Consider the following 26,189-nt stretch of genomic DNA (forward strand, 5'->3'; position numbering starts at 1 on the left):
GCCATCATGGCGATCATAACGGGCGTTAAATGTATTCGAACGAGAAGGGACGGCTGCTGGACGATCGTGAAGGTCATGACGGACCAGGACGGCCTGTACGGCATCGGCTCCGCGTCCGACATGTACAATCCGGAGGCGGTCGTCCAGATAATCGAGCAGTTGCTCGCGCCGGTCATTATCGGACGCGACGCTTCGCGCATCGAGGATCTATGGAACACGATGAACCTGAGCGGCTATTGGCGCAACGGCGCGCTCCTGCAGACGGCGATCGGCGGCATCGACATGGCGCTGTGGGACATCAAGGGCAAGGAAGCGAACATGCCGGTGTATCAGTTGCTCGGCGGCGCTTCGCGGTCAGCGGTCGCGTGCTATGGGCACGCGGGCGGACGCGATATCGCGGAGTTGACCGAGGACGTGCACCGGTTCGTCGACGAAGGCTATACGGTCGTCCGGGCTCAGTTGGGAGGATACGGAGGCGGCGGTTTCCGCAAGGGCAGCGAGGCGAGCATACCGGACAACGCTTGGAAGACGGATTCGGTGTTCGACGAGCATACGTACCTTGCGGCCATTCCGAAGATGTTCGAGCAATTGCGGCTGACGTTCGGCCCAGAAGTGCAGTTCACGCACGACGTGCACGAGCATCTGTCGCCGATCATCGCGATTCAGTTGGCGAAGCGGCTCGAGCCGTACGGCCTGTTCTATCTCGAGGACGTGCTGCCGCCCGAGCATATCGGCTGGTATCGCCAGCTGCGCCAGCAGAGCGCGACGGCGCAGGCGGTCGGCGAGCTGTTCGTCAATCCGCAGGAGTGGCAGATGCTCGTACAGGAGCGGCTCATCGACTTCGTCCGGATGCGGGTGTCGAAGGCGGGAGGCATTACCGCCTGCCGCAAAATCGCCGCGTTCGCCGAAATGTACGGCGTGCGTACGGCGTGGCAGGAGGGCGGGGAGAACGATCCCGTCAACCAAGCGGCGGCGGTGCATCTGGACATGGCCGTGTGGAACTTCGGGATCCAGGAGATCAATCATTTTCGCCCGCAGGAGCGGGAGGCGTTCCCGGGCATCATCGAGCGCCGCGGCGGCTACCTGTACGTCAACGACAAGCCGGGCCTCGGCATCGACATCGACGAAGCGCTGGCCGCCGGCTTGCTCGAAGAAGGCTGGAGCAAGGCGAAGTACCACCGTCCGTATCCGCTCGATCGCAAGTTGGACGGCACGGTCGTCAGGCCATAGAGAGATAGGTAGATAGATATAGAGATAGACAGAGACTTGTAGGGGTTAGATATCGGGGTAAGACCGTCGCCGGCAAGGGGTGGCGGTTTTTCTCGTTCTTGGGGGATTGCTGGTAGCTCGGAATAGGGGGGAGCGACGGAATTAGTTGCGCATAATGGACGTCTTCATCAAATCTTCATGTAACGTTCATCAAGCCTTCATGACGGGCGCGGCGCCGAATGGTAAGATGGGAGTAACCTAGCAGACAAAGGAAGTGCTTGAGCATGTACAAGACGATTATTATCGGTACGGGCCCGGCGGGCTTGACCGCGGCGATATATTTGGCACGGGCGAACCTGAACCCGCTCGTCATCGAAGGACCGGAGCCGGGCGGCCAGCTCACGACGACGACCGAAGTCGAGAACTTCCCGGGCTTCCCGGACGGCATCATGGGCCCCGAGCTCATGGCGAACATGCGCAAGCAAGCGGAACGGTTCGGCGCGGAATTCCGCTCCGGCTGGGTGAACTCGGTCGATATGTCCCAACGTCCGTTCAAGCTGCAAGTGGAAGGGCTCGGCGAGCTCGTCGCGGAGACGCTGATCATCTCCACGGGCGCATCGGCGAAGTACCTCGGCATTCCGGGGGAGAAGGACAACGTAGGACGCGGCGTGAGCACGTGCGCGACTTGCGACGGCTTCTTCTTCCGCGGCAAGAAGATCATCGTCATCGGCGGCGGCGACTCGGCGATGGAGGAAGCGCACTTCCTGACTCGCTTCGCGTCCGAAGTCGTGCTGGTCAACCGCCGCAACGAGCTTCGCGCGTCGAAGATCATGCAGGACCGCGCGCGCGGCAACGAGAAGATCAGCTGGAGCTTGAACCGCACGCCGCTTGAAGTCGCAAGCGGACCGCTGGGCGTAACGGGGCTTAAGGTGCGAAACAACGAAACCGGCGAAGAGGAAGTCATCGAAGCGAGCGGCGTGTTCGTGGCGATCGGCCATACGCCGAACACGAAGTTCCTCGGCGGCCAACTGACGACGGACGAATCGGGCTACCTGCTCGTTACTCCGGGCACGACCGAGACGAACGTACCGGGCGTATTCGCTTGCGGCGACGTGCAGGACCAGCGCTATCGCCAAGCGATCAGCGCGGCGGGAACGGGTTGCATGGCGGCGCTCGATTGCGAACGTTTCTTGGAAGATTCGCACTGATCGGACGATAAGACAAGGGCACGGAAGCCGAAGCTTCCGTGCCCTTCGTCCGTTGCGTCGCAACCGGCGGCCGGTCTAGTGATCCGGCTCATCTGCCGCGCAGGCGTTGGAATCGCATGCCGCTTCGGCGGCCGCTTGGAATTCCGCTTCGTTGGCAGAACCCAGCTTGTCTCCGAACTGATCCAGACTTCCCGGATTGCTCGCCGGTCCGTCGTTGTCCGGCTTATTGTTCCGACCCGACATTGCGCATCGCTCCTCTGCGAGAGAATGGTTGCCCGATTAGGATGCGCAAGAGAGCGAAAGTCAATGCTTGCGATAGACGCCGATCAGCCGTCCGCCAAGCGATAGCCGCTGCCTCTGACGGTCGCGATGTAGCGAGGAGCCCGCGGGTCGTCCTCGAGCTTGCTGCGCAAGCTGCGGATGTGGACGTCGATCGTGTTGCTGCCCCACTCCGAAGACGAAGAATCGCCCCGCGCGTCCACGATCAGCTCGTCGCGGGACTTGACGCGGCCTTCCGCGGCGAGTAACGCCCGCAGCAGGTCGAACTCCGTGCGCGTCAAGTCGACCTTGGAGCCGGCGCGCGTAACGGTCATCCGTTCCGGATCGAGCGCGATGTCCTTGAACGCCAACTGCCCGGCCGATCGGTCCGTTACGGCGGGCGGTGCCGGCAACAAGGCGGCGAGCGCCTTGATGCGCTGGATGACGTGACCGATCGGGCTCGGCCATAATACCCAGTGGCCGCCGTAGGCATCGGGATGCGCAGGGGCGGCGCGGACGAGCGAGATCGCCGGGGCAAGGCTCGGGTCGCCCGGTCCTGCCGCGGCGGCGTTGTCCGCCGTGCGGTCGTAGATGACGACGTTGCCCTTCATGAGATCGAGAAGCGGATCGTCCGCGTGATGCAGCAGCAGCACGTCGTAGCATCTGACCGCCAGATCCGCGACGAGCGAACGAAGGGAGGCGGGACGGGGGCTAATGACGAGCACGCGGTTCGTGATTTCGCATAGCTCGACCGTCTCCGGATCGAACGCGTCGCCGTGCTCCGCATCGAACCCGTCCGACACGGCGGTTTCCGATTCGAATGGGTGATTTTCCGGCATGGGCGCCCCTCCTCTCTCGTCGTTCATCGCGGCGATCGCTTGCGAGTCCGAACATAGCTTGAATGAGTATTAATGTAATCATAATCCATAGGTCTGTCAACAGCGCGGCACGAGTCGCTGGACGCTTGGCATCTGTTGCCAATCGCGGGCGATTCGGCGCATAATGGCGGTAGAGGTGATTCGGTGATACGAACGATCGCGGCAACGAACGATGCCCGCCTGCTGGAGGACGTTCCTCTGGAGAGGCTGTCCGATGAACATATCGCGTGGTATTGGGTCGACTTTTCCGCTCCGACCGCGGAAGAGATCGGACTGCTGGGGAGCTATTTTCGCTTCCACCCGCTGGCGATAGAGGATTGCATGCACTTCCTGCAACGGCCGAAAGTCGACCAGTACGACGATACGCACTTCTTCGTCATGCATTCGCTGCATCCGGAGACGAGGGAGGCGGAAGAGATCGACTTCTTCCTCGGCCCGCGCGGCATCGTCACGTTCCATCATATGATATGCCTGGAGATCGACGAAGTGAGGCAGCGCCTGCTGAATCCCGCCTTGGAGCCGGGCGAACACGACCATACGAGCATCGCGTATTGGTTGATCGACTCTCTCGTGGACAACTACTTCCCGAGCGTGTTCCAGATCGAGGATCAACTGAACGAGCTCGAGGACCGAGGAGAATCCGAGCGCAACGTCCAGGTGCTGACCGAACAAGTGTACCGGATTCGCGCGGAATTGCTGAGACTTCGGCGAACGGTTATTCCGATGCGGGATTTGCTCTACCGGATTACGAACACCGACAAGATTCCCGCCGTGAACGAGCGCAAAGCGTACTTCACCGACATCTACGACCATCTGTTGAAGCTGGCGGAAATGATCGAGTCGAACCGCGAGGTCACGGCGGATCTGCGCGACAGCTACGACTCCTTGCGGTCGAACCGGATGAACGCGATCATGAAGACGCTCACCGTCATTACGACGATCTTCATGCCGCTGACGTTCATCGCGGGCGTGTACGGAATGAACTTCGTTCATATGCCGGAACTGGATTGGCAATGGGGTTATTTCGGCGTCATCGGCGTGATGATGGCGCTGGGCGCGGGCATGTTCATTTGGTTCAAACGCAAAGGTTGGTTCGATTAATGCATGGGTGAAAAGACTCTCCGCACATTCACGTTATGTTTATTAACATAATTTAATCATCTTCTTGCAAAAAACAAAGGAAAACACCTATTCTGTGTTATATTATATTACACAAAATAGGTGTTTTTAGGTTGTGCGCAGGAGGAGTCGATATGCGGGACGGGGAATTGCTGGATACTCTCATTCGCGGCGGAAACGTCGTATTGCCCGACGGCGTGCATACGGCGGACATCGGCATCCAAGGGGGCATTATCGTCGCGCTGGGTCCCGGCTTGACGCTGGCGGCGCGGGAGACGATCGATGCTTCCGATTCTTTCGTAATGGCCGGAGTCGTCGATGCGCACGTGCATCTGAACGAACCGGGCATGGGTTACTGGGAAGGCTTCGCGACCGGATCGGCCGCGCTTGCCGCCGGGGGGTGCACGACCTACTTCGATATGCCGCTTAACGGCTTGCCGCCGACCGTTACGCCTTCGGCTCTGCAACGGAAGTTGGACGCGGCGAACGCGTCCGGATCGCGCGTCGATTACGGACTTTGGGGCGGCCTCGTGCCCGGCAACCTTGACGAGCTGGACGGGCTGGCCGACGCAGGGGTCATCGGGTTCAAGGCGTTCATGTCCGATCCGGGAGACACGGGAGAAGGCAGCTTCAAGGAAGTGGACGATGTCGAGTTGTTCGAGGGCATGACGCGGATCGCCAGACGGAACAAAGTGCTCGCCGTACATGCGGAGAGCGAGGAGATCATCGCGGCGTTGTCCCGACGGGTCCGCGGGCGCGGCGGGAAGACTGCTCGCGACTATCTCGATACGAGGCCGATCGCCGCGGAGCTGGACGCGTTGCGAAGGGTGCTGCTGTTCGCCGAACGGACCGAATGTCCGCTTCATATCGTACGCGTAAGCAGTCCGCAAGCGGCAGATTTGATATGGGAAGCGAGAATGGGCGGCGTAGACGTAACGACGGAAACCTGTCCGCACTATCTCGTGTTCACGGACGACGAGATAGAGCGTCTTGGTCCGCTCGGCAAATGCGCGCCTCCGTTCCGCGGGGCGAGAGAGCGGGAAGGGCTGTGGGAGCGATTGGCGGAAGGCAAAATCGATATGATCGCTTCCGACCATTCGCCTTGCCCGCCGGAGATGAAACTCGGAGCGATGAGCGATTACTTCGCGATCCGGGGCGGCATCGCGGGGGCGCAAAGCACGCTGCAGCTCATAATCGACGAAGGGCATACGAAGCGGGGCATTCCGCTGCATGTGCTGTCCAAGGCGCTCTCGGAAACGCCGGCCAAGCGGTTCGGATTGTTCCCGCGCAAAGGCCGGATCGCGATCGGCGCGGACGCGGACCTTGCGCTCGTCCATCCGGATTCGCCGAACGTGCTGACGGCGGAGAAGCTTCTGTATCGCCATAAGATAAGCGTCTATGAGGGGCGCGCGTTCCGCTCGGACATCGTGATGACGATGAGCCGCGGCCGCATCGTGTATACGCGGGAGGGCGGCATCGTCGGTCGCGCCGAAGGGGAGTGGTTGCGAGTGCCGCCGGAAACGCAACGGAGGCGGTTGGCGTTCTGAGGTGGATTCGAAGGCGGGAGCCGAGGCGGCTTCCGCCTTTTGCTGCGACGAAATAGCGTTATGAGACAGCGCTAAATCGTCGCCGGCCGAGGTTCCGCCGAAATAGCGTTATGAGACAGCGCTAAATCGTCGCCGGCCGAGGTTCCGCCGAAATAACGTTATGAGACAGCGCTAAATCGTCGCTCGCCTGGGTTCCGCCGAAATAGCGTAATGAGACAGCGGTAAATCGCCGCCGGCCGAGGTTCCGCCGAAATAACGTTATGAGACGGCGCTAAATCGTCGCTCGCCGAGGTTCCACCGAAATAGCGTTATGAGACAGCGCTAAATCGTCGCTCGCCTGGGTTCCGCCGAAATAGCGTTATGAGACAGCGCTAAATCGTCGCCTGCCGAGGTTCCGCCGAAATAACGTTATGAGACAGCGCTAAATCGTCGCCGGCCGAGGTGCCGCCTCAACCGGCGCCCGCGAATTCGCCCCCTCCCGGCGATGCGACATGGTATAATCGAGCATAACGCGATAACGAACAGAGACAGAGAAACAAGGGAGAGAGCCGAATGATCAAAGCTGTAATCTTCGATTTCGACGGAACGTTGGCTGATACGGAAACCTGCGCTTACGAGGCGATGTGCGGCATTTACGCGGAGCACGGGCACGAGCTTCCGCTCGCTACGTGGTCTCTGGCGATCGGTACGCACGGAGGATTCGATCCTTACGCGCACTTGGAGGAGAAGACGGGCAGGAAGCTCGACCGCGAAGCGCTCGAATCGCAATTCCGCGCGTTGCACGTGGCGACGGTCGAGAAGCTCGCGCTTCGCCCGGGCGTGATGGAACGGTTGGAGGAAGCGCGCCGGCTCGGTTGGAAGATCGGACTCGCGTCCAGCTCGGATCGGGCTTGGTTGGAGAGAAACACGAAGCTGCTCGGCATCAGGGAGTACTTCGAGACGATCCGTTCGGCCGACGACGTAGAGCGCGTGAAGCCGGATCCCGCGCTCTACGCGCAGGCGGCCGAAGCGCTCGGCGTGAAGCCGGAGGAAGCGATCGCCATCGAGGATTCGATGAACGGGCTGCGAGCGGCGAAGGCGGCCGGCATGTTCGCGGTCGTCGTGCCGAACCCGGTGACCGCCCACATGGACTTCACGGGAGCGGACGCGATCGCGGACAGCTTGGCGGAAGTCGTATTCGCGGACCTCGCGGCGACCTATTCCGCCGCGTCCAAGTGAGCTCTAGCCCGTTCGAGAGCCGCGATGAGCTCATCCAGCTCGTCGCGGCTTTCGATATAGTGGGTGACGAATTTCGGGCGGTAGCCGCTGCTCGATAATTCGAGCTGCACGTGCTTCTTCTCCCGGTTCGCTACGATAAGAACGTTGTCGGTGGAGTACATATAATGAGTAGTCATAAGACGAAGCCTCCCGGGCTTATTTTCTAATACGATACCATATAGAGGAAAAATACGGCAATCGCTTCGTTCCGAGGGGTTTCTTTGAGACAACTGGTACGTACAAGTGGCGGTTGTGATATAATGATTGCCATACCATCGTCGCAGAGGTGCACGACATGTCCGACAAACAAGGCCAATCGCCGAAATATTTGCAGCTGAAGACGCAAATTTTATCCTGGATTACCGGGGGACGGTTTCGCCCGGGCGATAAGCTGCCGTCCGAGAACGAGCTGGCCGAGCAATTCGGCCTGAGCCGCCAGACCGTTCGCCAATCGATCGGGTCGCTCGTGCAGGAAGGCTGGCTCGCGCGCGAGCAAGGCAAAGGAACGTTCGTCAGCAAGCTCCCCGCGGAGCGCAGGGGCAACGCGGACAATCGCACGATCGGAATCGTGACGACCTACATATCGGACTATATTTTCCCTTCGATCGTAAGGGGAGTCGAAGCGACGCTGAAGGAGCGCGGCTATCGGTTGCTGTTGTCCAGCACCGACAATCGCAAGGACCGGGAGCGGGAAAGTCTCGAGAGCATGCTGAGCCACGGGGTGTGCGGCCTGATCGTCGAGCCGACCAAGAGCGCCGAGGGCAACCCGAACTTCGACAATTACTTGGCGCTGGAGGATCACGGCATTCCGCTCGTCATGATCAACGAACGGTATCCGGACTTGGCTTGTCCGAGCGTCCTGCTCGACGACGAGGCGGGCGGATTCGCGGCGGCCGAACATCTGCTGTCGCTCGGGCACGGAAGAATCGCGGGCTTCTTCAAGACGGACGACCTGCAAGGCGTACGCCGCATGAAGGGATTCATCCGCGCTCACCGGGAGCACGGCTTGCCCATAGATAACGGTCTTCTCGTCAGATACGCGACCGAGGATAAGGACTCCCGCCCTCGCGAAGCGCTGCGCGAGCTGCTGCGCGGTTCCGAGCCGCCGACGTCGATCGTCTGCTACAACGACCAGCTGGCCGTCGGCCTGCTCGACTTGATCCGCGAGCTGGAGCTGCGCGTGCCCGAGGACTTGTCGATCGTCGGCTACGACGATTCGTTCCTCGCGACCGCGTCGGAAATCAAGCTGACGACGATCGAGCATCCGAAGTCGGCGCTCGGGGAGCTTGCCGCGACGATGCTGATCCATCGGCTGGAGACGGGAAGCGACCGCTTCGAGGGAGACAAGCTGTACGCGCCGAAGCTGATCGTCCGGCAATCGACGGCGAAGCCGAAGTAGGCTTTTCTCTCGACATACATGTACGTACAAGTGTATAATGGGTGCCATAAGAAGAACATACGAAACCCGCGCAGAGCTTGCGAGAGGAGTGCTTGTACTTGTTGGAACAACTTAAAGAAAAGGTCTGCCAGGCGAATCGGGAGCTGCCGAAGTACGGGTTGGTCACGTTCACGTGGGGGAACGTCAGCGGCTTCGACCGCGATTCGGGCCTTATGGTCATCAAGCCGAGCGGCGTGCCTTACGAGGAACTGCTACCGGAACAGATGGTCGTCGTCGCTCCGGACGGCAAAGTCGTCGAAGGGACGATGCGTCCTTCGTCGGATACGCCGACTCACCTCGTGCTGTACCGCGAGTTCCCGTCGATCGGCGGCATCGTTCACACGCATTCCCCTTGGGGAACGATCTGGTCGCAGGCTGGCCAAGGCATTCCGGCGCTCGGCACGACCCAGGCGGATTACTTCTACGGCGGCATTCCGTGCACGCGGCCGATGACCGACGAAGAGATTAACGGCGCGTACGAAGCGGAGACGGGCAACGTCATCGTGGAAGCGTTCCGCAACATCAATCCCGCGCAAGTGCCGGGCGTGCTCGTCTACAGCCACGCTCCGTTCGCTTGGGGGAAGGACGCGATGGACGCGCTTCACAACGCGGTCGTGCTGGAGGAAGTGGCGAAGATGGCTTACCATACCCGCCAATTGAATGCCGGCATTCCGTCCATGTCGCAGACGCTGCTCGATCGACACTACTTGCGCAAGCACGGCGCCAACGCCTATTACGGCCAGCCGGGAGATCAAAGGCACTCCTAAACTCGTACATAAGGAGGAACGTTCATGAGCGCAGAGGCGAAGAACGCCATTCAGAGCGGAAGAACGGTATTGGGAATCGAGCTCGGTTCGACCCGGATCAAGGCGGTGCTCATCGGAGAAGACAATACGCCGATCGCATCCGGCAGTCACGATTGGGAGAATCGGTATGTCGACAATATATGGACTTACGGATTAGACGACGTCTGGAAGGGCGTCCAAGACAGCTATTGCAAAATGGCCGAGGACGTGAAGAGGCAGTACGGCGTGCCGCTGCAATCGATCGGCTCCATCGGATTCAGCGGCATGATGCACGGTTACATGGCGTTCGGCCAAGACGGCGAGCTTCTCGTTCCGTTCCGGACGTGGCGGAACAACATTACGGAACAGGCGTCGGCGGCGCTAAGCGAATCGTTCGACTTCCATATTCCGCAACGCTGGAGCATCGCCCACCTCTATCAGGCGATCTTGAACGAAGAGGCGCACGTCTCCGATATTCGCTTCCAGACGACGCTCGCCGGATACATCCATTGGAAGCTGACGGGCCGCAAGGTGCTTGGCGTGGGCGAAGCGTCCGGCGTATTCCCGATCGATATTCATACGCGCACGTATAACGCGAAGATGGTAACGCGATTCAACGAACTGATCGCCGGCAAGGGCTTGCCTTGGACGCTGGAGGATCTGCTTCCCGAAGTGCTGGTCGCGGGCGAACGCGCGGGCGAGCTCACGGAAGAAGGCGCCAAGCTGCTCGACGTTACGGGACAATTGCGCGCCGGCATTCCGTTCTGTCCGCCGGAAGGCGACGCGGGTACCGGCATGGTGGCGACGAACAGCATCGCGAAGCGTACCGGCAACGTATCGGCCGGAACGTCCGTCTTCGCCATGGTCGTCCTTGAACGCGAGCTGTCCCGGGCCTACGACGAGATCGACCTCGTGACGACGCCGGCCGGCGACCTCGTCGCGATGGCTCATTCCAATAACTGCTCCTCGGACCTGAACGCATGGGTCGGCTTGTTCGATGAATTCGCGAGAGCGATGGGGCTGACGGTCGACGCGAACAAGCTGTACGGGACGTTGTACAATCTTGCGCTTCAAGGGGATCCGGACGGCGGCGGCTTGTTGGCTTACGGATACCTCTCCGGCGAGCACATGACCCACTTCGAAGAAGGCCGCCCGTTGTTCGTGCGGTCTCCGGATAGCAACTTCAATCTGCCGAACTTCATGCGCGTGCATCTGTTCACGGCGCTCGGCGCGCTGAAGATCGGCATGGATATTCTGCTCAAGCAAGAGAACGTTCGCTTGGACGAGATCTTGGGTCACGGCGGCTTGTTCAAGACCGAGGGCGTCGGACAGCGGATTATGGCCGCAGCTCTTAACGTTCCGGTATCCGTCATGGATACGGCTGGCGAAGGCGGCGCATGGGGAATCGCCTTGCTCGCTTCTTATATGATCAACAAGCAAGATGGCGCGACCTTGGACGAGTACTTGAACGCCAACGTATTCGCGGGCAAAGCCGGCTCGAAGATCGCGCCGGACGCCAAGGACGTGGAAGGTTTCGAACGGTTCATGGAGCGCTACGTCAAAGGACTCGCCATCGAGAGAGCGGCGGTACAATCGCTATCCTAGCATTCATAGGTTCATCCGGCACGGACGGGACGAGGGGCAACCTTCGTCCCGTCTTTTTGCGCATGCGGCGACATATCGTTATACGATGACTCCAGGCAGAGAGGACGGCGATTCCGATGGACCAGAACGAAGCGAACGACCCGCGTCCCAACATTCCCGTCCCGCAGCCGATCAGGCCCGACGGGGCGGGGGCGACCGATCCCGGACCGCGCGACGTGCTGAGGGACTTGCAGAACCCCGATATGCTCGTCCCGCCGGCGACGGACGCGGGAACGGTGGCGAACATGCGGTTCTCCTTCTCGGATACGCACATGCAGTTGAATCACGGCGGATGGTCTAGAGAGGTGACGGTGCGGGAACTGCCGATCGCGAAGACGCTCGCGGGAGTGAACATGCGATTGACGCCCGGAGGCGTGCGCGAGTTGCATTGGCACCAGCAGGCGGAATGGTCGTACATGATCTGGGGCGCGGCCCGCATTACGGCGGTCGACCAGGACGGCCGCAACTTCATCGCCGACGTCGGGCCGGGCGATCTGTGGTATTTTCCTCCCGGCATTCCGCACTCCATCCAAGGGTTGTCCGAGGGCTGCGAGTTTCTGCTCGTGTTCGACGACGGCGCGTTCTCGGACATCGATACGTTATCGATTACGGACTGGTTCGCGCATACGCCGAAGGAAGTGCTCTCGGCGAACTTCGGGGTGCCGGAATCCGCGTTCGCCGGTCTTCCGAAGGGGCAGAGGTACATCTTCCAGTCGGACGTTCCCGGACCGATCGCCGCCGACCAAGTATCGGATCCGCAAGGCGCGGTGCCGCTAAGCCTCACCTATCGCCTGCACGCCCAGCCCCCGATCCTAACGCCCGGCGGATCCGTCCGCATTGTTGATTCCCGCAACTTCCCTGTATCCGTCGCGATCGCGGCCGCGCTCGTCGAAGTGAAGCCCGGCGCGATGCGCGAGCTCCATTGGCACCCGTACAACGACGAGTGGCAATATTACTTGACCGGCCAAGGGAGAATGACCGTATTCGCCGGGCAAGGCGACGCGAGGACGTTCGACGTTCGCGCGGGAGACGTCGGTTACGTGCCCTTCGCCCTCGGCCATTACGTGCAGAATACCGGGGACTGCAGTTTGTGGTTTCTCGAGATGTTCAAGAGCGACCGGTTCGCCGACGTGTCCCTCAACCAATGGATGGCGCTGACGCCGCACGAGCTCGTGCAGGAGACGCTGCACGCGACGCCGACGCTGATGGGGGCGCTTCGCAAGGAGAAGTGGCCGGTCGTGAAATACCCGCGTTAAAAAATAATTTTGGAAAATGTCGAAATCTGTTGAAACTTTTCTCTTCTCCGCGTGTGTATATAGGTGAAAACTTCGAGAAGAGGAAGGTTGATCACCATGATCCGCAATCGGATGAAGAGAATCGCAGTCGCAGCGCTCGCGTTTGCTTTGTTGCTCGGAGGGGGAGTCATAACGTCTCCGCATGGGGCAAGGGCGGAAGGAATACCGGTGCCGGACGAGAGGGCGGCGTTCAGCGTATTCGACCCGAGTCACCTCTATTTGAGTAACGGCTCGAACTCGATCAGCGTATCGACCGGAAACATCGTCGTCGGCGTATCGACGACCGCGACCATGATCGTCGATTCGATCGGCTATACGGTATATATCCAGAAGTGGAACGGCAGCAGTTGGGAAACGTACGGCTCTGGAAACACGGTCGGGGGGTCCAACGCAATCAACTTTTCGGGAAACGTGCCCAAGTCCGTCGCTTCGGGCTATTATTACCGCGCCCGCACGATACACTGGGTGATCGAAAACGGCGTATACGAGGAAGGCGAGAAGTTCACGTCCTCGGTGCTCGTTCCATGATCGACATCGGTTATTGGATCAAGGACACGCATCCTTATCCGGACGCGGTCGACGTTCCGGACGACACGATTATCGCGATCGCCTTCACGCAGGACGTTAACCGGCATACGCTGAACGCGAGGAACATCTTGATTCTCGACGGTAACCAGGGAGGCAAGCTGATCTCGGAGAAGTTCCTCTACCATTACGAGCAGGAGAAGCATACGCTGTTCGTCTACTTGAAGGAAGAGGCGGACCGGCTCGGCTCCGGCAACCGGATCGAGATCATCCTGACCGGACGGATTACGAACTATCGCAACGAACAGATGGAAGTTCCGTTTCATTTGCGATTCACGACCCGTTGAACGCGACCGAACGCGAACGGAGCAGCCCTTGTCGGATACCGGGGCTGCTCCGTTCGCTCTTGTTATAGCTTCATCTCGTCGTAGATACGCAACAGCTCGTCGGCGGGGACGCGGCCTCCGAACGAGATTTGGATGTCTCCTGCGATTAATTCCAGTTGCGACGTGCCGTCGGTGACGGTCGTCAGGACGCCGTCGGCATCCCTCAAATGAACTTCCCGAACGGTAATGCCTTCGCCGGAGATGTTCGTTCCGGTACCCGTGACTCCCTTCAGCTTATTGAAATACAAAGTAACGTAGTACCCGTTGCTTCCGTTCAGGTACGTATAGATGACCGAATCCGCCCGGTCCTGATTCCGGGAATAGGTGAGCTCGGCGCTATAGAGCGAGAAATAATCCGGTATGTAGCCGAATTCCGGCGCCCGAAAGGACAATGCGTCGCGCGCTCCTTCGATGTCGGTAACTTCGGTGCGGTTGTACGCCGAGGGGTGAGCTTGGGTATCGCCGGAGACGTAATCGGGCGGCGGCGCCGTCTTCGCGCCGGACGTATCCCGGTCTTCGTCGCGGCCGAAGAAGAACGACAGCATGCCGTCGGACTGGATCAGCTTGGCGTACATCGGTTCGATGGCGCGAACCGTCGACGAGCCGTTGAAGATGAAGGCGCCGATCAGGATGGCGGCCGCGAGTATCGCGAGCCTGCCGAGCGCGGCGCGCGCGCGGCCCGACTTCCGCCGCGAGCGGAGCTTCCCTTGCATTCGTTCCCATGAGGGCCGATAATCGGCGACCGGAGCCGATACGGCGTTCTGCGCGGCCGCCTCGAACGCGGCATCGAATCGGCGTTCGAATTCCGCTTTATTCATGTCGCTCCCCCCACTCCAATCGCAGTTTCTTCTTCAGGTATACCCTGGCGCGATGCAGCTTGCGCCGTACGGCGTTCTCGGTGTCGTCGATTTCCGTGGCGATCTCCTTGTAGGAGAGTCCCTTCTTCCACTTCAGCTCGATGACCGTCCGCTGGTCGTCCTTCAAGCCGTTCAAGTGCGCTCCGATCGTCTCCTCGAGCGAGCGGATCTCGACTTCCTTCTCGACCGACGTCGCGGCCGCGGCGTTGTAACCGTAAGCGTGCGTCAGCTCTTCGTCCAGGACGACGTCTCTCGCGATTTTCCGGTGCTTGCGCATGTAAGTGAACGTGAAATTGCGGCTGACGACCCTGATCCATGCCCGAAGGTGCTCTTCGCTCTCGACGGTCGGCGACTTGCGCAGCGTCATCAAGAACGTATCGTGGATAATATCTTCCGTCGTCGCGTGATCGTTGACCATGTACATGACGGGCGCGTATAAAAATTGGTAAAATTCCCTGTATATCTGCTCCTGCGACGTGCTGTTCAGACGATGGAAGTTCGAACCGAGCAAGAGAAGCAGGTTCGTCTGCATGGGGAGGTTCACCTAATTTCGTATGGTAAATGGAAAACGGCTTGTCCCTCTTATTCTAAGGGAAAAATCGCCAAACGAACAGCATATAAACGGATTTGGCGATCGACGTCTTCTCCTGTATGATTACAAGAAGCATGGGAATTCAAGGAAGGGGTTTGGGCTTGCGCCGTTCGACAATCGTGAAGGTGGCCGCGATCGCCGCGGTCGTCGCGTTGCTGCTGTGGTTCGATTTCAAATATCTGAAGGTAACGCCGGAGTCGATCCGATCGTGGATCTTGTCGTTCGGGTGGATCGCTCCCGTTCTATATATCGGCATGTATATCGTACGTCCGTTCATTCTGTTCCCGGCGTCCGTGCTGGCCATGGCCGGCGGGCTCGCGTTCGGGACGTGGTTCGGGATGCTGTATACGGTGATCGGGGAAGTCATAGGCGCGGTGCTGTCGTTCTTGTTCGCCCGCAAGGTAGGGATGAGCTTCTTCCGCGGACGGGAAGATCCCCGCTTCGTCAAGCTCGAGCGAGCGATGGCGAGACGGGGATTCTCGATGGTGCTTATGCTGCGGATCGCTCCGTTCATTCCGTTCGATCTGGTCAGTTACTCCGCCGGCGTCGCAAGAGTGCCGATTCGTCCTTACGTGTTCGCGACGCTGATCGGGACGCTTCCCGGCACGTTCGCTTATTGCTTCCTCGGCGCGAGCCTGACGAAGGGAAGCTGGCGGGAGTTCTTGATCGCCGGCGTCGTCTTCGCGGTCGCGTTGCTCGTTCCGTTGCTGTTCAGGCGCAAGGTCGAGCAGGAAGTCGAAGAGACGCAAGCGCCGGATGCGATCAAGAAGTTCGAGAAGTCAGAGTCGGGACGCAGCGAAGGCCGCGTTCGTTAACCGTAGAATAATTCGAGTCCGACCGTGCTGCCTCGCTCCGCCGGAAGCGACAGCAGCGTCTGAGGAATGACGCGTCCGTTGTAGCGAAGACGGACGTTCACGCCGCCGGACGTCGGAATGCCGGCTACCCTGTTGATGAATCCGAGCGGGCCGAAGCCGACAAGTCCGGTCGATTCGAGCGACTGACGGATCGTGATACCCGGATAATGCGGGATGTAGTTCGTAAAGTTCACGCGCGGGAACGACGCTCCTCCGCGTATCGTGACGGTAACGAATCTAGGAATCGGTCCGGGTCCGGGAATAGGCAGCGGAATCGGAATCGGTATCGGGAACGGCCCCGGCCCCGGAAACGGCGGAGGCGGGAACGGCCCCGGTCCTGGCCCCGGCCCCGGGAACGGCGGAGGCGGGAACGGTCCCGGTCCTGGCCCCGGCCCCGGGAACGGCGGAGGCGGGAACGGCCCTGGTCCTGGCCCTGGCCCCGGGAAAGGCGGAGGCGGAAACGGCCCCGGTCCCGGCCCCGGCCCCGGGAAAGGCGGAGGCGGAAACGGCCCCGGTCCAGGCCCCGGCCCCGGGAACGGCGGAGGCGGGAAGGGGCCCGGTCCTGGCCCCGGTCCCGGTCCTGGCCCCGGTCCCGGTCCCGGAGGGAACAGTCCGGATCCGCCGCCCGGGAAGAGGCCGCCGGGGAACAATCCGCGCTCCTGCGGCGCGACCCACCAAGGGATCGGGCGAGTTAAATAAGAGGGCACCGGTTCGTTATGATGCAGATGGACAACGGCGGCTTTTGCCGGCTTTTTTTTGTTGTTCGTCGATGAAGCGGATTTGGCTTGACGGGACGAAAGCTTCGCTTTCGGATCGCCGGGCGATTTGCGCAGCAGAGGCTTCTCTCCGGACGATCGGCGTTTCGGCATCGTCGTTCCTCCTTCTTCGGCCTGTAGGCGAATGTCGATACACGCAGGATATGCGCCTACGAGGCTCTAGGTGCCGATTGCGGAGGCGAATCGTCAATGATCAGAGAATGTTCAGAATCCAGGGATATAATGGAATCACGATAAGCCGATGACGTGCCGGAGCGTGATGGATCATGAACGAGAACGAGCTTCAAACGATTACCGTAGACGAATTCGCGGCGCTCGTCGCCCGCGAGCTCTATCTCTCGAGGGATGATCAAGCCGAGCTGGCTCGGCACGCGGAGACGGTGCTGCAATCGGATGCGCGGTGGCAAGCGGCCGACGAGCCCATCGTCTATTACGTCGAAGATGCATTCAGATGCGCGAGGGAAATCAGCCGCGAGGAAGCCGCCGCGATGCTGGCGTTCGCGTCCGAGCTGATCGGCGAACGGGCGCCGATGCTGAGCAGCACGGAAGCGGCGCGCACGATTTCGCGGTTCAAAGACGCGAAGCTCGTCTCCGCATGGGCGATGCCGGCGCTGGCGACGGCCGTCCGGCAACAGTGGATGCGCTGCCCGGACCGCGAGATCAAGCCGAAGCACTACATGACTTCGAACGAAGCGACGCTCATCGTCAGACGTTTCGCGACGGATATCCAGTAATTACATGCATGCAGATTCGACTCCGATCCGCTTCGCCGGATTGGAGTTTTTGGCGTCTGTTCATATTAACAATAGGAATAAGCAAGGGAGGGATAGCGCGGATGTCGGTGCTGGCGTGGATGGTGGGAAGCTTGGGCGCGGTTACGGGCAGCATGACCGCGGCGGTATACGGAATTACGGTCAAAGCTCAGAAGCCCCGGCTATGCCCGAACGAGACGCTTCCTTCCGTGCCGTACGAGAACGTCTCCTGGCTGAGCCAAGGGAAGACCGTGAAAGGGTGGCTGTTGCCGCAATACGGCTCCGCCGGCGAGCGCGATCCTTCGGCGCCGGTCATCGTCGTCGCGCACGGCTGGAGCTCGAACCGCTCGCGCGTGCTCCGCTACGCGCTGCCGCTTCATCGGGAAGGGTACGCCATCCTGATGTACGACGCGCGAAGCCATGGGGAGAGCGACGATTACCGTACGCCTTCCGGCTTGCAATTCCGGGACGACCTGATCGCTTCGCTCGATTGGCTGCGTTCGCAACCGAGCGTCGATCCTAATCGGATCGGCGTCATCGGCCATTCGCTCGGCGCGTTCGGAGCGGTACTCGCGCTCGATGCTGGCGCGAACATCGCCGCGCTCGTCACCGACGCGATGCCGGTACGCTTCCAAGCGATGATCGGCGCCGAGCTCCGGCGAAGAAGACTGCCGCAGTTCCCGCTTGCGATGCTCATTCCGCGGTTCATGGTCTGGCGAAGCGGCATTCCGGGCAAGACGATGCGAAAGGCGAACCCGGTCGTCATACTCCGGGATAACGCGGACAGGAACGGCACGCCGGTGCTGCTCGTCCATTCCCGCAACGACGCGTTCATTCCGGCATCGGAGCTAAGCATCGTCTTGGCCGGCACGCCGGGCTTACCGCATCTGTTCGTCGAATCCGACGGGCATAGCGCGTCGGACCGGGACCCGGCGTTCTGGCCGGCGGTCAAGCGCTTCTTCCATGAACACATCAACGGCTAATAAAAAAGTAGGCTTGCAGCATCTTCAGCCGCAAGCCTCAAAGTATATATTATTGAAAAGGGGGGTCATGTATGTAATCATACCCCCGGAAGATGAAGAGAACATGAAGCTAATATTACGGTTACATTACAAAAATCAAAGGCTTCTCGGGCCGACCTACGATCGGGTGCCCGAGAAGCCTTGTTATGTCCGCATTACTGCTGCTCCCGCATCCGGGTCATCTGCTGCCAGACCGAGCCGGCGGCTTCTTCGCCGCGTTCGATCCGGGCGACGGCCATCTCGGCTTGCAGCTTCACCTCGAATTCGGCTTCGCTGCCGGCCGTCGCGCGCAGCGCCTCAAGCGCCGTGTCGTCGCCGGCTTCGTATAAGAAGCGGGCCGCGCGCCAGCGGACGAGCTTATTGCTGTCCTGCAGCGCCTCGACCATCGGGCCGATCGCGGCCGGGTCGCCCATGTCGGACAGCGTGTCCCCGGCGGTGCGGCGAACGGCTCCGGAGCTGTCGCGCAGCGCCTCGAACAAGTGAGGCAGCGTCTCCGGCGTCCGCAAGTCGCCGAGATAGACGACCGCGAGCCGCCGCACCGACACTTGGCTGTCGCGCAGCGCCTTCGTGATGACGGGAAGATCGTCCGGCGTCGGCTTCAACCGCTCGAGCGCCGCATACCGTTCGCGCCAGTCCGCCGCGTCGAGCGCCGCCGACACCTCGTCGCCGGAGAGCGGCGCGGGAGGCGCGGGCGGCGGCGCTTCGGGACCCGCCGCGATCGCTTGCGCGACCAGATCCTTCAGCCGTTCGGCCGAATATGCCGCGTCGAGCTCGCGCGCGATCTCGTCGAGCACCTCTTGAGGCTCGCCGTACCGGACGCCGAGCTCCTCCAGCTTGCGCTCGCGGATCATCGTCGCGCCGGCCGCTTCGGTGACGGCTTGCGAGAACCGCTCCGGCATCGCCGCGCGGAATTCCTGCCCGCCGCTCTTCACCCGAATTTGCATCGGGATTCCGCGGAACAGCTGAACGCGCACGTGCGCTTCGCCGAAGCCGTCGGCTTCGTTCGACGCCATGCTGACGACGCCTTCGCCCGCCTCGCCGAACGCGTCGCGAATTCCTTCCAAGATGGCCGCCCAGTCGGCGTTGCCCCTGCGGTCGACCGCCAGGAAGTCGGAGGCGTGGAACACGGCTTTCACGCCCGCTACTTCGAGCAGCTTGGCGATGAGCGGCGGCGCGCTCGCGGCCTTATCCTTGACATAGTTATGCCATACCCCTTGCTCGAGCCGAACGTCGACGTTCAGCTTCATCGTGTTCGGGCTGGGGGTAGGTTCGATGGATAGCAATTTCATGAGGAGACGACCTCGCTTTCGGAACTCGTATATAGCATAACAATACCGCATTCCCGATTCGATTGCCAAAAGGAACGCAAGTTAGGGCTTGCATCGGCGAACGCTCGTCACCGTAAGCCTCCGTCGTGATATAATCGGGGCATTGCGCCTGACGAAAGGGGGACCGCGGATGTACGCGTTCCAGCTCGGATCTACGGTTCTGAACGGACAATTGCTTCTCTATATCGCATTCGGCATATGCGGCTACTTGTCGCTTCGTTATTGGCCCGCGCGGGTAAACAACGATCAGACGCGGCAGTTGCAAGAAGCGGCCGGTTCCGCGTTCTTATTATGGCTCGCGGTCTGGAAGCTGAGCCCGCTGCTGATCGATTACGAATCGACCGTGAGCAACTTCGGCTCGTTGCTCTTCCTGGACGGAGGGGCGATGGGGCAACTGCTCGCCGGCATCGCCGTCGTCGTGTTCGCGGTATACCAGGCGAACCGCCGAGGGTGGCCGCTTCCGCTATTGGCGGAAGGGACGATTCGCTACATCGCGGGCGGCACGGCCGCTTATCAAGCGGCATTGCTCGTCATCGGCATCGATCCGCCGCTATTCCCGGCGTTGACGCTAGGATGGACGATTGCGTTCGCGACGTTCGCGAGCTTGCGCCGTCGACCGGGCTCGGCGGCTGGAGCGATGCCCGGCGCCGTTTACTTAATCGGCCTTGCCTTATTGGCGTTCGGGTCGGAGCATCGGCTTACGATCATCCTCTCGATGAGCAGCCTCCAATGGTTCTGCTTGGCTCTCGCGGCGTGGATCGCGAACGTAAGCAGAGGCGAAGACGCGGACGGCCCCGCAAAGCTTCGTCGCGCGGTCGTCCCGTTGCTCGCGCTGGCGACGATCGCATTCTCCCTGCTCTATTCGAACATCGGCTTTACGGCGGATCGATCGGGGGAGCAGACGAAGGGGATGCAGACGGGGCTCCGCCGCGACGAGATCGCTCCCGGCTTCGAGCTTCAAGACTTGCAGGGCAATACCGTGCGCTTGTCCGATTATCGCGGGCGCAGGGTCATCTTGAACTTCTGGGCTTCATGGTGTCCGCCTTGCCGCGCGGAGATGCCGCACATGCAGCGGTTCTACGAGAAGCACGGCAACGAAGCCGTTCTGCTTAGCGTGAACCTGACCGCATTGGAGTCTTCCGCGGACGTCGCGAAGCGCTTCGCGGATAAGCGAGGCTTGACGTTCCCGATCGCGCTGGACGCGCAAGGAGACGTAGAGGACCTCTACGAGATTAGCGCCTATCCGACGACTTACGTGCTGGACGAGCGCGGAGTCACCGACGACGTCATCGTCGGACCGATGACGTTCGACTTCATGGAGACGCTCCTGAAGTAACGCCGCAATTCATCTATCGGTTCGCGCTTCGGGAGAAGGCATTATAGGCGTATTTTCGCTTCGTTCATTGGTACATTTCAGGGTTTCCTGCTATAGTATGAGAAGAGATCTTCATCGGAGGGATGTCATGCGAAGACGCTTCGGCAACTTGGACTCCACCTTTGCTGGCAAAGCATCGATGGATCAATTCGACCGGTGGCGTGAGGACCGACTCCGCAAGCTGCGGAACAATGGCTACGGCAGCGTCGTGCCCAATGTCGCTCCCGATCTTCGTTACTTGCAGCATAATCGCAACGAGCCGTCCGTAACCTGGATCGGACACTCGACTTTCCTGATCCAGATGTGCGGAATCAATATCGTGGCCGACCCGGTATGGGCGAGACGGATGGCGTTCCGCAAACGAATGACGCCGCCCGGCATCGAACTATCGGACATGCCGTCCGTCGACGTCGTGCTCGTCTCGCACTCCCACTACGATCATCTGCACATTCCTTCGTTGCGCAGGCTGAAGGGGCAGAAGAAGATGATCGTTCCGGCGGGCTTGAAGCGCAAGCTGATGCTCCGCGGCTTCCTGCAGGCGCAGGAGCTGCATTGGTGGGAAGATACCGCGCATCACGGCGTGAAGTTCACCTTCGTGCCCGCGCAGCACTGGACGCGCCGCAATCCGTGGGATATGAACACGTCGCATTGGGGCGGATGGATCATGCAGTCCGATCACGGCCCGACGATATACTTCGCGGGCGATAGCGGCTATTTCCGCGGGTTCGCGGAAATCGGCAGACGGTTCAAGATCGACGTCGCGCTGTTGCCGATCGGGGCGTACGATCCCGAATGGTTCATGGCGTCGCAGCACGTCAGTCCGGAGGAGGCGCTTCAAGCGTTCCTCGATCTGAAGGCGAAGTACTTCGTGCCCATGCATTACGGCGCGTTCAAGCTCTCCGACGATACGCCGATCGAAGCGCTGGAGCGGCTCGAGACGGCCCGCCGGTCGCTCGGCATCGCGGAGGATAGAATTTGCCTGCTTCGGCACGGCGAGACGATGAGATTCAGAAGCAACATACCAGATTACGAAGCGAAGGATGGATTAGACTCATGATCAGCGTATCCGGCATCAGCTTGCGATTCGGCAAGCGCGCCTTGTTCGAAGACGTTAACATTAAATTCACGCCAGGCAACTGCTACGGCCTCATCGGCGCCAACGGAGCGGGCAAGTCGACGTTCTTGAAGATCCTGTCCGGCGAAGTGGAGCAATCGACGGGCGAAGTTCATATTACCCCGGGCGAGCGCCTGGCCGTATTGAAGCAGAACCATTACGAGTACGACGAATTCAACGTGCTCGAGACCGTCATCATGGGCTACGAACGCCTGTACAAGGTCATGAAAGAGAAAGACGCCATCTACGCGAAGGAAGACTTCTCCGACGAGGACGGCATGCGCGCCGGCGAGCTCGAAGCCGATTTCGCGGAGATGAACGGCTGGGAAGCGGAGAGCGAAGCCGCGGGCATGCTGAACGGTCTCGGCATTACGACTGAGCTTCACGATAAGAAGATGTCGGAGCTGAGCGGCAACGAGAAAGTCCGCGTCTTGCTCGCGCAAGCGCTGTTCGGCGAACCGAACATCCTTCTCCTCGACGAACCTACCAACCATTTGGACCTCGAGTCCATCAACTGGCTGGAAGATTTCTTGTCCCGTTACGAAGGCACCGTTATCGTCGTATCCCATGACCGCCACTTCTTGAACCAAGTATGTACGCATATCGCCGACATCGACTTCGGCAAAATCCAAATGTACGTCGGCAACTACGACTTCTGGTACGAGTCTAGCCAGCTCGCGATCAAGCTCCTCCGCGACCAGAACAAGAAGAAGGAAGACAAGATCAAGGAGCTGCAGGAATTCGTTCAACGCTTCTCCGCGAACAAGTCCAAGGCGAAGCAGGCGACGAGCCGGAAGAAGCTCCTCGACAAAATCTCGCTCGACGACATCCGTCCGTCGAACCGGAAATATCCGTTCATCAACTTCAAGCCCGAGCGCGAAGTCGGCAAACAGGTCGTCACGGTCGAGAACCTTACCGTTACGCTGGAAGGCGAGAAGGTGCTCGACAACTTCAACATCGTCGTCAACAAGGGCGACAAGATCGCGCTCGTCGGGCCGTTCGGCCACTCCAAGACGGCGTTGTTCCAAGCGCTCGTCGGCGAACGCGAGCCGGATTCCGGCAGCGTGACGTGGGGCGTGACGGCGACGGCTTCGTACTTCCCTAAAGATAACAGCTCATACTTCGACGGCGTCGATACGAGCATCGCGGAATGGCTTCGCCAATATTCGAAGGATCCGGACGAATCGTTCATCCGTGGCTTCCTCGGCCGGATGCTGTTCTCCGGCGACGAAGCGTTGAAGAAGGCTTCCGTCATCTCCGGGGGCGAGAAGGTCCGTTGCATGCTGTCCCGCATGATGTTGACGAACGGCAACGTGCTGTTGCTCGACGAGCCGACCAACCACTTGGACCTCGAGTCGATCACGGCGCTCAACAACGGTCTCATCGACTTCGACGGTCCGATCATCTTCACGTCGCACGACCATCAGTTCATGCAGACGATCGCGAACCGCATCGTCGAGATTACGCCGAACGGCGTCATCGACCGGATGATGACGTTCGACGAATACTTGGAGCATCCCGAAGTGAAAGAGCTTCGCGCCCGGTACATTCCGGTCGTATAAGAGAGAGCCGATCCCAGCCTGGGATCGGTTTTTTCTTGCGCGGGAACGCAGTTGCGGCATACGTTCTCTGATTCCGAAAAGATGTCAATATCGCCGCGCTAGCGAAATAACTTAATAACAAGCGGGTTAATCGATCTCGCCATGGGGTACAACAATAGGGAGACTGCCGCCGTAGTCCGATCAGGATCTGCGCCGCGGCAGTCTCCTTCTATTGGCTCGGACCGGGGGGAAACTCATGGATCTGTACGACGACATCAAGCAGGGCGAGAAGGGCGCGCTCGTCAGCATCATCGCCTACTTGGCGCTGTCCGCCGTCAAGCTGACGGCGGGATGGCTGTTCGCCTCCGAGGCGCTCGTCGCGGACGGCTTCAACAACGTAACCGACATTATCGCGTCGCTGGCGGTGCTGATCGGCCTGCGCATCTCCCGCAAACCTCCGGATCACAACCATCCGTACGGCCATCTGCGCGCGGAGACGGTCGCGGCGCTCATCGCCTCGTTCATCATGGCGACCGTCGGCCTCCAGGTATTGATCGCCACCTTGCGCAACCTATGGCAAGGACATCTCGCGTCGCCCGACTTGAACGCCGGCTGGGTCGCCATCGGCTCCGCGATCGCGATGTTCGGCGTGTACGCCTATAACGTCCGGTTGGCGCGGCGCATACATAACCAGGCATTGATGGCCGCCGCGCAGGATAACCGCTCGGACGCGCTCGTCAGCGTCGGCGCGGCGATCGGCGTATTCGGCGCCCGTCTCGGGCTGCCATGGCTCGACGCGGTCGCGGCGCTAGCCGTAGGCGGCATCATTCTGCGAACCGCATGGAGCATCTTCATCGGAGCGACCGAGGCGCTGACGGACGGCTTCGACGCGAAGCAGCTCATGAGCTTGCGGGGCACGGTAGAGCGGACCGAAGGCGTGAAATCGATTCAAGATATCCGCGCGCGCATTCACGGCAGCCGCGTGCTCGTGGATGTCATTATCACGGTCGATCCGACGATGTCGCTCGTGGAGAGCCATCGGATCTGCGACCGGATCGAGCAGCGAATGAAGCGCAAGCACGATATCATGAACGTGCACGTGCACGTGGAACCGGATTAGGCCCATTGAACGCGGCAACCCCCGAAGCGCTCTCGCACAGAGAGGCTTCGGGGGTTGTTCGTGTTCTAATGGTTTTTACTTGGACATTAGCCCGACGATCTCGTCCAGCAACCGCTCGAGCGTAATCGGATCGTCGTAGTTGAACTTGCTGTTAATGATATGCACCCGGTCGTTCTTGACCGCCGGAAGCGTCTTCCACAGCGACGTTCCGAGCAGCGTCGCTTGCGTGGCCGCCGTCTCTTCGGTTTCGTCCGTAAGCAAGAAGATGTCGGTTCCCACGAAGTTCGGCAGCAGCTCGTTGGATACGCCGATGAACCGCTCGTTCTTGTCGAGAAGCTCTTTCTGCACGCCTTCGGACGGCTTTATGCCCAATTGACTGTACAACGTCATGTTCAGCCCGTTATCGCCCATGATGTACAAGTCTTTGCCGAGAATGAGCAGGGCTACGGCGGTCTCGTCGCCGGTCAAGCCCAGCTTGCCCTTCGTATCGGCGACCTTGGCCTCGTATGCGGAGAACCAAGCGACCGCCGCGTCTTTGCGGCCGAGCATGTCGGCCATGCTCGTCACGCGTTCTTTGGTCGGCGTCGCATCGTCCAAGCCGGATACGACGGTCGGAGCGATCTTCGTCAGGGCGTCCAGGCCGGCTTCGTCCCAGTCGTCGAAGATAATCAGGTCCGGCTTCAGCGCGAGAACCTTCTCGGCGGAGTAAGGGTACCCGACGTCTTCGATGCCTTCGATCAGCTCGGGATACGCGATTTGGCTGGCGATGACGCTAAGCGTCGCGCCGACCGGCTTGACGCCGATGGCGAGCAAGTCGCCGGGGTTGCTGCCGACGTAGACGATCCGCTGCGGATCGGTCGGGACTTCGACGTCTCTTCCTTTAACGTCTTTCCATACTTTCGTGGCGGATTCGGCCGGGGCCGAGGCGGAAGCGGACGGCGTCGCGCTAGCCGTTTCGGAAGCGGCGGGAGCGGATTCCGACGGAGCGGCGTTCTCGTTATTCGAACCGCAAGCGGACAATAGCAAGGCGAAGATCATCGTGCATACGAACAATAGCGTTTTCCTGGTTAACATCGCGAGTCCCCGTTTCATCTGTTCATTTTAAATAATAATGATAATCATTATCACTTAAAATATAATAAACGGTTCCGCCCAAGTTGGCAAGAGCGAGTTTCCGCCGAGGCCATCCGCGAAAATGTTGCAACGAAACGTTGCCAAATTCAACCTTTCCTACCATCTCGGACGCGCCCGAACCCGTTGCGGCGCGGACTCTCCCGTTCCATGTGCCTAGAACCCGCATGGAACTGTT

The 26,189-nt window shown here is 60.3% G+C and carries 26 protein-coding genes; 18 read left to right on the forward strand and 8 right to left on the reverse strand.

The genetic code is table 11. From position 1 onward, the window contains the following. Window positions 1-6: 6 nt before the first annotated feature. On the forward strand, window positions 7-1,230 hold the full coding sequence (locus tag ACFQZG_RS07080; RefSeq protein WP_378150861.1) for an enolase C-terminal domain-like protein: 1,224 nt from the start codon (window positions 7-9) through the stop codon (window positions 1,228-1,230). 263 nt (window positions 1,231-1,493) lie between these two features. Further along, the gene (gene trxB / locus ACFQZG_RS07085) at window positions 1,494-2,417 is read left to right on the forward strand and encodes a thioredoxin-disulfide reductase (protein ID WP_378150862.1); all 924 of its coding nucleotides are present in this window, start codon (window positions 1,494-1,496) and stop codon (window positions 2,415-2,417) included. Between the two features lie 75 nt (window positions 2,418-2,492). Here the strand turns inward: trxB and ACFQZG_RS07090 are convergent, their stop codons facing one another. Together ACFQZG_RS07090 and ACFQZG_RS07095 are read right to left on the reverse strand one after the other, a co-directional pair. Beyond that, entirely contained in the window at window positions 2,493-2,660 is a 168-nt protein-coding gene (locus tag ACFQZG_RS07090; protein WP_378150863.1) for a hypothetical protein, read from the reverse strand. An 83-nt stretch (window positions 2,661-2,743) separates the two neighbouring features. Beyond that, window positions 2,744-3,514 (reverse strand): winged helix-turn-helix domain-containing protein, encoded by a 771-nt coding sequence (locus tag ACFQZG_RS07095; RefSeq protein ID WP_378150864.1) that lies wholly within the window; start codon window positions 3,512-3,514, stop codon window positions 2,744-2,746. A gap of 183 nt (window positions 3,515-3,697) precedes the next feature. Between ACFQZG_RS07095 and corA the strand changes: the two genes are divergently transcribed. The 3 genes from corA (at window position 3,698) to ACFQZG_RS07110 (ending at window position 7,437) form a co-directional block, all read left to right on the forward strand. Further along, window positions 3,698-4,654, forward strand: coding sequence for a magnesium/cobalt transporter CorA (gene corA / locus ACFQZG_RS07100; protein ID WP_378150865.1), 957 nt, complete (start codon window positions 3,698-3,700; stop codon window positions 4,652-4,654). 152 nt (window positions 4,655-4,806) lie between these two features. Next, window positions 4,807-6,219 (forward strand): allantoinase AllB, encoded by a 1,413-nt coding sequence (gene allB / locus ACFQZG_RS07105; RefSeq protein ID WP_378150866.1) that lies wholly within the window; start codon window positions 4,807-4,809, stop codon window positions 6,217-6,219. 552 nt (window positions 6,220-6,771) lie between these two features. Further along, on the forward strand, window positions 6,772-7,437 hold the full coding sequence (locus tag ACFQZG_RS07110) for an HAD family hydrolase (protein WP_378150867.1): 666 nt from the start codon (window positions 6,772-6,774) through the stop codon (window positions 7,435-7,437). On the opposite strand, the gene ACFQZG_RS07115 is transcribed toward ACFQZG_RS07110, so the two are convergent. After that, entirely contained in the window at window positions 7,416-7,613 is a 198-nt protein-coding gene (locus tag ACFQZG_RS07115; protein WP_378150868.1) for a hypothetical protein, read from the reverse strand. The two genes, ACFQZG_RS07110 and ACFQZG_RS07115, sit on opposite strands and share 22 nt — an antisense overlap. A 158-nt stretch (window positions 7,614-7,771) precedes the next feature. On the opposite strand from ACFQZG_RS07115, the gene ACFQZG_RS07120 reads away from it, so the two are divergent. The 6 genes from ACFQZG_RS07120 to ACFQZG_RS07145 all read left to right on the forward strand — a co-directional run bounded on the left by ACFQZG_RS07120 (window position 7,772) and on the right by ACFQZG_RS07145 (window position 13,510). Then, window positions 7,772-8,875, forward strand: coding sequence for a GntR family transcriptional regulator (locus ACFQZG_RS07120; protein ID WP_378150869.1), 1,104 nt, complete (start codon window positions 7,772-7,774; stop codon window positions 8,873-8,875). 98 nt (window positions 8,876-8,973) lie between these two features. Beyond that, window positions 8,974-9,681 carry an L-ribulose-5-phosphate 4-epimerase gene (gene araD / locus ACFQZG_RS07125; RefSeq protein WP_378150870.1) on the forward strand — a complete coding sequence of 236 codons (708 nt, stop codon included), beginning with the start codon at window positions 8,974-8,976 and terminating at the stop codon, window positions 9,679-9,681. A gap of 24 nt (window positions 9,682-9,705) precedes the next feature. After that, window positions 9,706-11,304 (forward strand): xylulokinase, encoded by a 1,599-nt coding sequence (locus ACFQZG_RS07130; RefSeq protein ID WP_378150871.1) that lies wholly within the window; start codon window positions 9,706-9,708, stop codon window positions 11,302-11,304. A gap of 116 nt (window positions 11,305-11,420) precedes the next feature. Beyond that, complete coding sequence (locus ACFQZG_RS07135) at window positions 11,421-12,599, forward strand: oxalate decarboxylase family bicupin (protein ID WP_378150872.1); 1,179 nt, start codon at window positions 11,421-11,423, stop codon at window positions 12,597-12,599. Window positions 12,600-12,695: 96 nt separating this feature from the next. Continuing rightward, window positions 12,696-13,166, forward strand: a complete 471-nt coding sequence (locus ACFQZG_RS07140) for a hypothetical protein (protein WP_378150873.1) — start codon at window positions 12,696-12,698, stop codon at window positions 13,164-13,166. Further along, a complete protein-coding gene (locus ACFQZG_RS07145) occupies window positions 13,163-13,510 on the forward strand; it encodes an Ig-like domain-containing protein (protein WP_378150874.1) in 348 nt (115 codons plus the stop codon). The genes ACFQZG_RS07140 and ACFQZG_RS07145 overlap by 4 nt, the downstream gene beginning before the upstream one ends. Before the next feature lie 62 nt (window positions 13,511-13,572). Here ACFQZG_RS07145 and ACFQZG_RS07150 read toward each other — a convergent pair whose 3' ends face one another. Next, entirely contained in the window at window positions 13,573-14,367 is a 795-nt protein-coding gene (locus tag ACFQZG_RS07150; RefSeq protein ID WP_378150875.1) for a DUF4367 domain-containing protein, read from the reverse strand. After that, complete coding sequence (locus ACFQZG_RS07155) at window positions 14,360-14,938, reverse strand: RNA polymerase sigma factor (RefSeq protein ID WP_378150876.1); 579 nt, start codon at window positions 14,936-14,938, stop codon at window positions 14,360-14,362. The genes ACFQZG_RS07150 and ACFQZG_RS07155 overlap by 8 nt, the downstream gene beginning before the upstream one ends. A 161-nt stretch (window positions 14,939-15,099) precedes the next feature. On the opposite strand from ACFQZG_RS07155, the gene ACFQZG_RS07160 reads away from it, so the two are divergent. Further along, complete coding sequence (locus ACFQZG_RS07160; protein WP_378150877.1) at window positions 15,100-15,813, forward strand: TVP38/TMEM64 family protein; 714 nt, start codon at window positions 15,100-15,102, stop codon at window positions 15,811-15,813. Here the strand turns inward: ACFQZG_RS07160 and ACFQZG_RS07165 are convergent. After that, window positions 15,810-16,046 carry a hypothetical protein gene (locus tag ACFQZG_RS07165; RefSeq protein ID WP_378150878.1) on the reverse strand — a complete coding sequence of 79 codons (237 nt, stop codon included), beginning with the start codon at window positions 16,044-16,046 and terminating at the stop codon, window positions 15,810-15,812. The genes ACFQZG_RS07160 and ACFQZG_RS07165 overlap by 4 nt on opposite strands. An 848-nt stretch (window positions 16,047-16,894) precedes the next feature. Between ACFQZG_RS07165 and ACFQZG_RS07170 the strand changes: the two genes are divergently transcribed. Beyond that, window positions 16,895-17,362 carry a hypothetical protein gene (locus tag ACFQZG_RS07170; protein ID WP_378150879.1) on the forward strand — a complete coding sequence of 156 codons (468 nt, stop codon included), beginning with the start codon at window positions 16,895-16,897 and terminating at the stop codon, window positions 17,360-17,362. A gap of 101 nt (window positions 17,363-17,463) precedes the next feature. Beyond that, on the forward strand, window positions 17,464-18,363 hold the full coding sequence (locus ACFQZG_RS07175; protein ID WP_378150880.1) for an alpha/beta hydrolase: 900 nt from the start codon (window positions 17,464-17,466) through the stop codon (window positions 18,361-18,363). A 194-nt stretch (window positions 18,364-18,557) separates the two neighbouring features. Here ACFQZG_RS07175 and ACFQZG_RS07180 read toward each other — a convergent pair whose 3' ends face one another. Beyond that, window positions 18,558-19,691 (reverse strand): conserved virulence factor C family protein, encoded by a 1,134-nt coding sequence (locus tag ACFQZG_RS07180; protein ID WP_378150881.1) that lies wholly within the window; start codon window positions 19,689-19,691, stop codon window positions 18,558-18,560. Window positions 19,692-19,860: 169 nt separating this feature from the next. Here ACFQZG_RS07180 and ACFQZG_RS07185 point away from each other — a divergent pair, with 169 nt between their 5' ends. The 4 genes from ACFQZG_RS07185 (at window position 19,861) to ACFQZG_RS07200 (ending at window position 24,880) form a co-directional block, all read left to right on the forward strand. Further along, window positions 19,861-21,066, forward strand: coding sequence for a redoxin domain-containing protein (locus tag ACFQZG_RS07185; RefSeq protein WP_378150882.1), 1,206 nt, complete (start codon window positions 19,861-19,863; stop codon window positions 21,064-21,066). Between the two features lie 127 nt (window positions 21,067-21,193). Beyond that, a complete protein-coding gene (locus tag ACFQZG_RS07190) occupies window positions 21,194-22,162 on the forward strand; it encodes an MBL fold metallo-hydrolase (RefSeq protein WP_378150883.1) in 969 nt (322 codons plus the stop codon). Next, a complete protein-coding gene (locus ACFQZG_RS07195) occupies window positions 22,159-23,781 on the forward strand; it encodes an ABC-F family ATP-binding cassette domain-containing protein (protein ID WP_378150884.1) in 1,623 nt (540 codons plus the stop codon). Before ACFQZG_RS07190 ends, ACFQZG_RS07195 begins: the two co-directional genes overlap by 4 nt. A gap of 235 nt (window positions 23,782-24,016) precedes the next feature. Then, window positions 24,017-24,880 carry a cation diffusion facilitator family transporter gene (locus ACFQZG_RS07200; RefSeq protein WP_378150885.1) on the forward strand — a complete coding sequence of 288 codons (864 nt, stop codon included), beginning with the start codon at window positions 24,017-24,019 and terminating at the stop codon, window positions 24,878-24,880. A gap of 75 nt (window positions 24,881-24,955) precedes the next feature. On the opposite strand, the gene ACFQZG_RS07205 is transcribed toward ACFQZG_RS07200, so the two are convergent. After that, window positions 24,956-25,954 (reverse strand): ABC transporter substrate-binding protein, encoded by a 999-nt coding sequence (locus ACFQZG_RS07205; RefSeq protein ID WP_378150886.1) that lies wholly within the window; start codon window positions 25,952-25,954, stop codon window positions 24,956-24,958. Window positions 25,955-26,189: the final 235 nt, after the last annotated feature.

The organism is Cohnella sp. GCM10027633 (assembly GCF_042675445.1).
Classification (GTDB): domain Bacteria; phylum Bacillota; class Bacilli; order Paenibacillales; family Paenibacillaceae; genus Cohnella.

What these genes read in the sequence shown, in the direction of transcription:
- ACFQZG_RS07080 (WP_378150861.1), top strand. Translation starts at nt 7, where the DNA reads ATGGCGATCATAACGGGCGTTAAATGTATTCGAACGAGAAGGGACGGC.
- trxB (WP_378150862.1), top strand. Translation starts at nt 1,494, where the DNA reads ATGTACAAGACGATTATTATCGGTACGGGCCCGGCGGGCTTGACCGCG.
- ACFQZG_RS07090 (WP_378150863.1), bottom strand. Translation starts at nt 2,660, where the DNA reads ATGTCGGGTCGGAACAATAAGCCGGACAACGACGGACCGGCGAGCAAT.
- ACFQZG_RS07095 (WP_378150864.1), bottom strand. Translation starts at nt 3,514, where the DNA reads ATGCCGGAAAATCACCCATTCGAATCGGAAACCGCCGTGTCGGACGGG.
- allB (WP_378150866.1), top strand. Translation starts at nt 4,807, where the DNA reads ATGCGGGACGGGGAATTGCTGGATACTCTCATTCGCGGCGGAAACGTC.
- ACFQZG_RS07110 (WP_378150867.1), top strand. Translation starts at nt 6,772, where the DNA reads ATGATCAAAGCTGTAATCTTCGATTTCGACGGAACGTTGGCTGATACG.
- ACFQZG_RS07115 (WP_378150868.1), bottom strand. Translation starts at nt 7,613, where the DNA reads ATGACTACTCATTATATGTACTCCACCGACAACGTTCTTATCGTAGCG.
- ACFQZG_RS07120 (WP_378150869.1), top strand. Translation starts at nt 7,772, where the DNA reads ATGTCCGACAAACAAGGCCAATCGCCGAAATATTTGCAGCTGAAGACG.
- ACFQZG_RS07130 (WP_378150871.1), top strand. Translation starts at nt 9,706, where the DNA reads ATGAGCGCAGAGGCGAAGAACGCCATTCAGAGCGGAAGAACGGTATTG.
- ACFQZG_RS07135 (WP_378150872.1), top strand. Translation starts at nt 11,421, where the DNA reads ATGGACCAGAACGAAGCGAACGACCCGCGTCCCAACATTCCCGTCCCG.
- ACFQZG_RS07140 (WP_378150873.1), top strand. Translation starts at nt 12,696, where the DNA reads ATGATCCGCAATCGGATGAAGAGAATCGCAGTCGCAGCGCTCGCGTTT.
- ACFQZG_RS07145 (WP_378150874.1), top strand. Translation starts at nt 13,163, where the DNA reads ATGATCGACATCGGTTATTGGATCAAGGACACGCATCCTTATCCGGAC.
- ACFQZG_RS07150 (WP_378150875.1), bottom strand. Translation starts at nt 14,367, where the DNA reads ATGAATAAAGCGGAATTCGAACGCCGATTCGATGCCGCGTTCGAGGCG.
- ACFQZG_RS07155 (WP_378150876.1), bottom strand. Translation starts at nt 14,938, where the DNA reads ATGCAGACGAACCTGCTTCTCTTGCTCGGTTCGAACTTCCATCGTCTG.
- ACFQZG_RS07170 (WP_378150879.1), top strand. Translation starts at nt 16,895, where the DNA reads ATGAACGAGAACGAGCTTCAAACGATTACCGTAGACGAATTCGCGGCG.
- ACFQZG_RS07175 (WP_378150880.1), top strand. Translation starts at nt 17,464, where the DNA reads ATGTCGGTGCTGGCGTGGATGGTGGGAAGCTTGGGCGCGGTTACGGGC.
- ACFQZG_RS07180 (WP_378150881.1), bottom strand. Translation starts at nt 19,691, where the DNA reads ATGAAATTGCTATCCATCGAACCTACCCCCAGCCCGAACACGATGAAG.
- ACFQZG_RS07185 (WP_378150882.1), top strand. Translation starts at nt 19,861, where the DNA reads ATGTACGCGTTCCAGCTCGGATCTACGGTTCTGAACGGACAATTGCTT.
- ACFQZG_RS07190 (WP_378150883.1), top strand. Translation starts at nt 21,194, where the DNA reads ATGCGAAGACGCTTCGGCAACTTGGACTCCACCTTTGCTGGCAAAGCA.
- ACFQZG_RS07195 (WP_378150884.1), top strand. Translation starts at nt 22,159, where the DNA reads ATGATCAGCGTATCCGGCATCAGCTTGCGATTCGGCAAGCGCGCCTTG.
- ACFQZG_RS07200 (WP_378150885.1), top strand. Translation starts at nt 24,017, where the DNA reads ATGGATCTGTACGACGACATCAAGCAGGGCGAGAAGGGCGCGCTCGTC.
- ACFQZG_RS07205 (WP_378150886.1), bottom strand. Translation starts at nt 25,954, where the DNA reads ATGTTAACCAGGAAAACGCTATTGTTCGTATGCACGATGATCTTCGCC.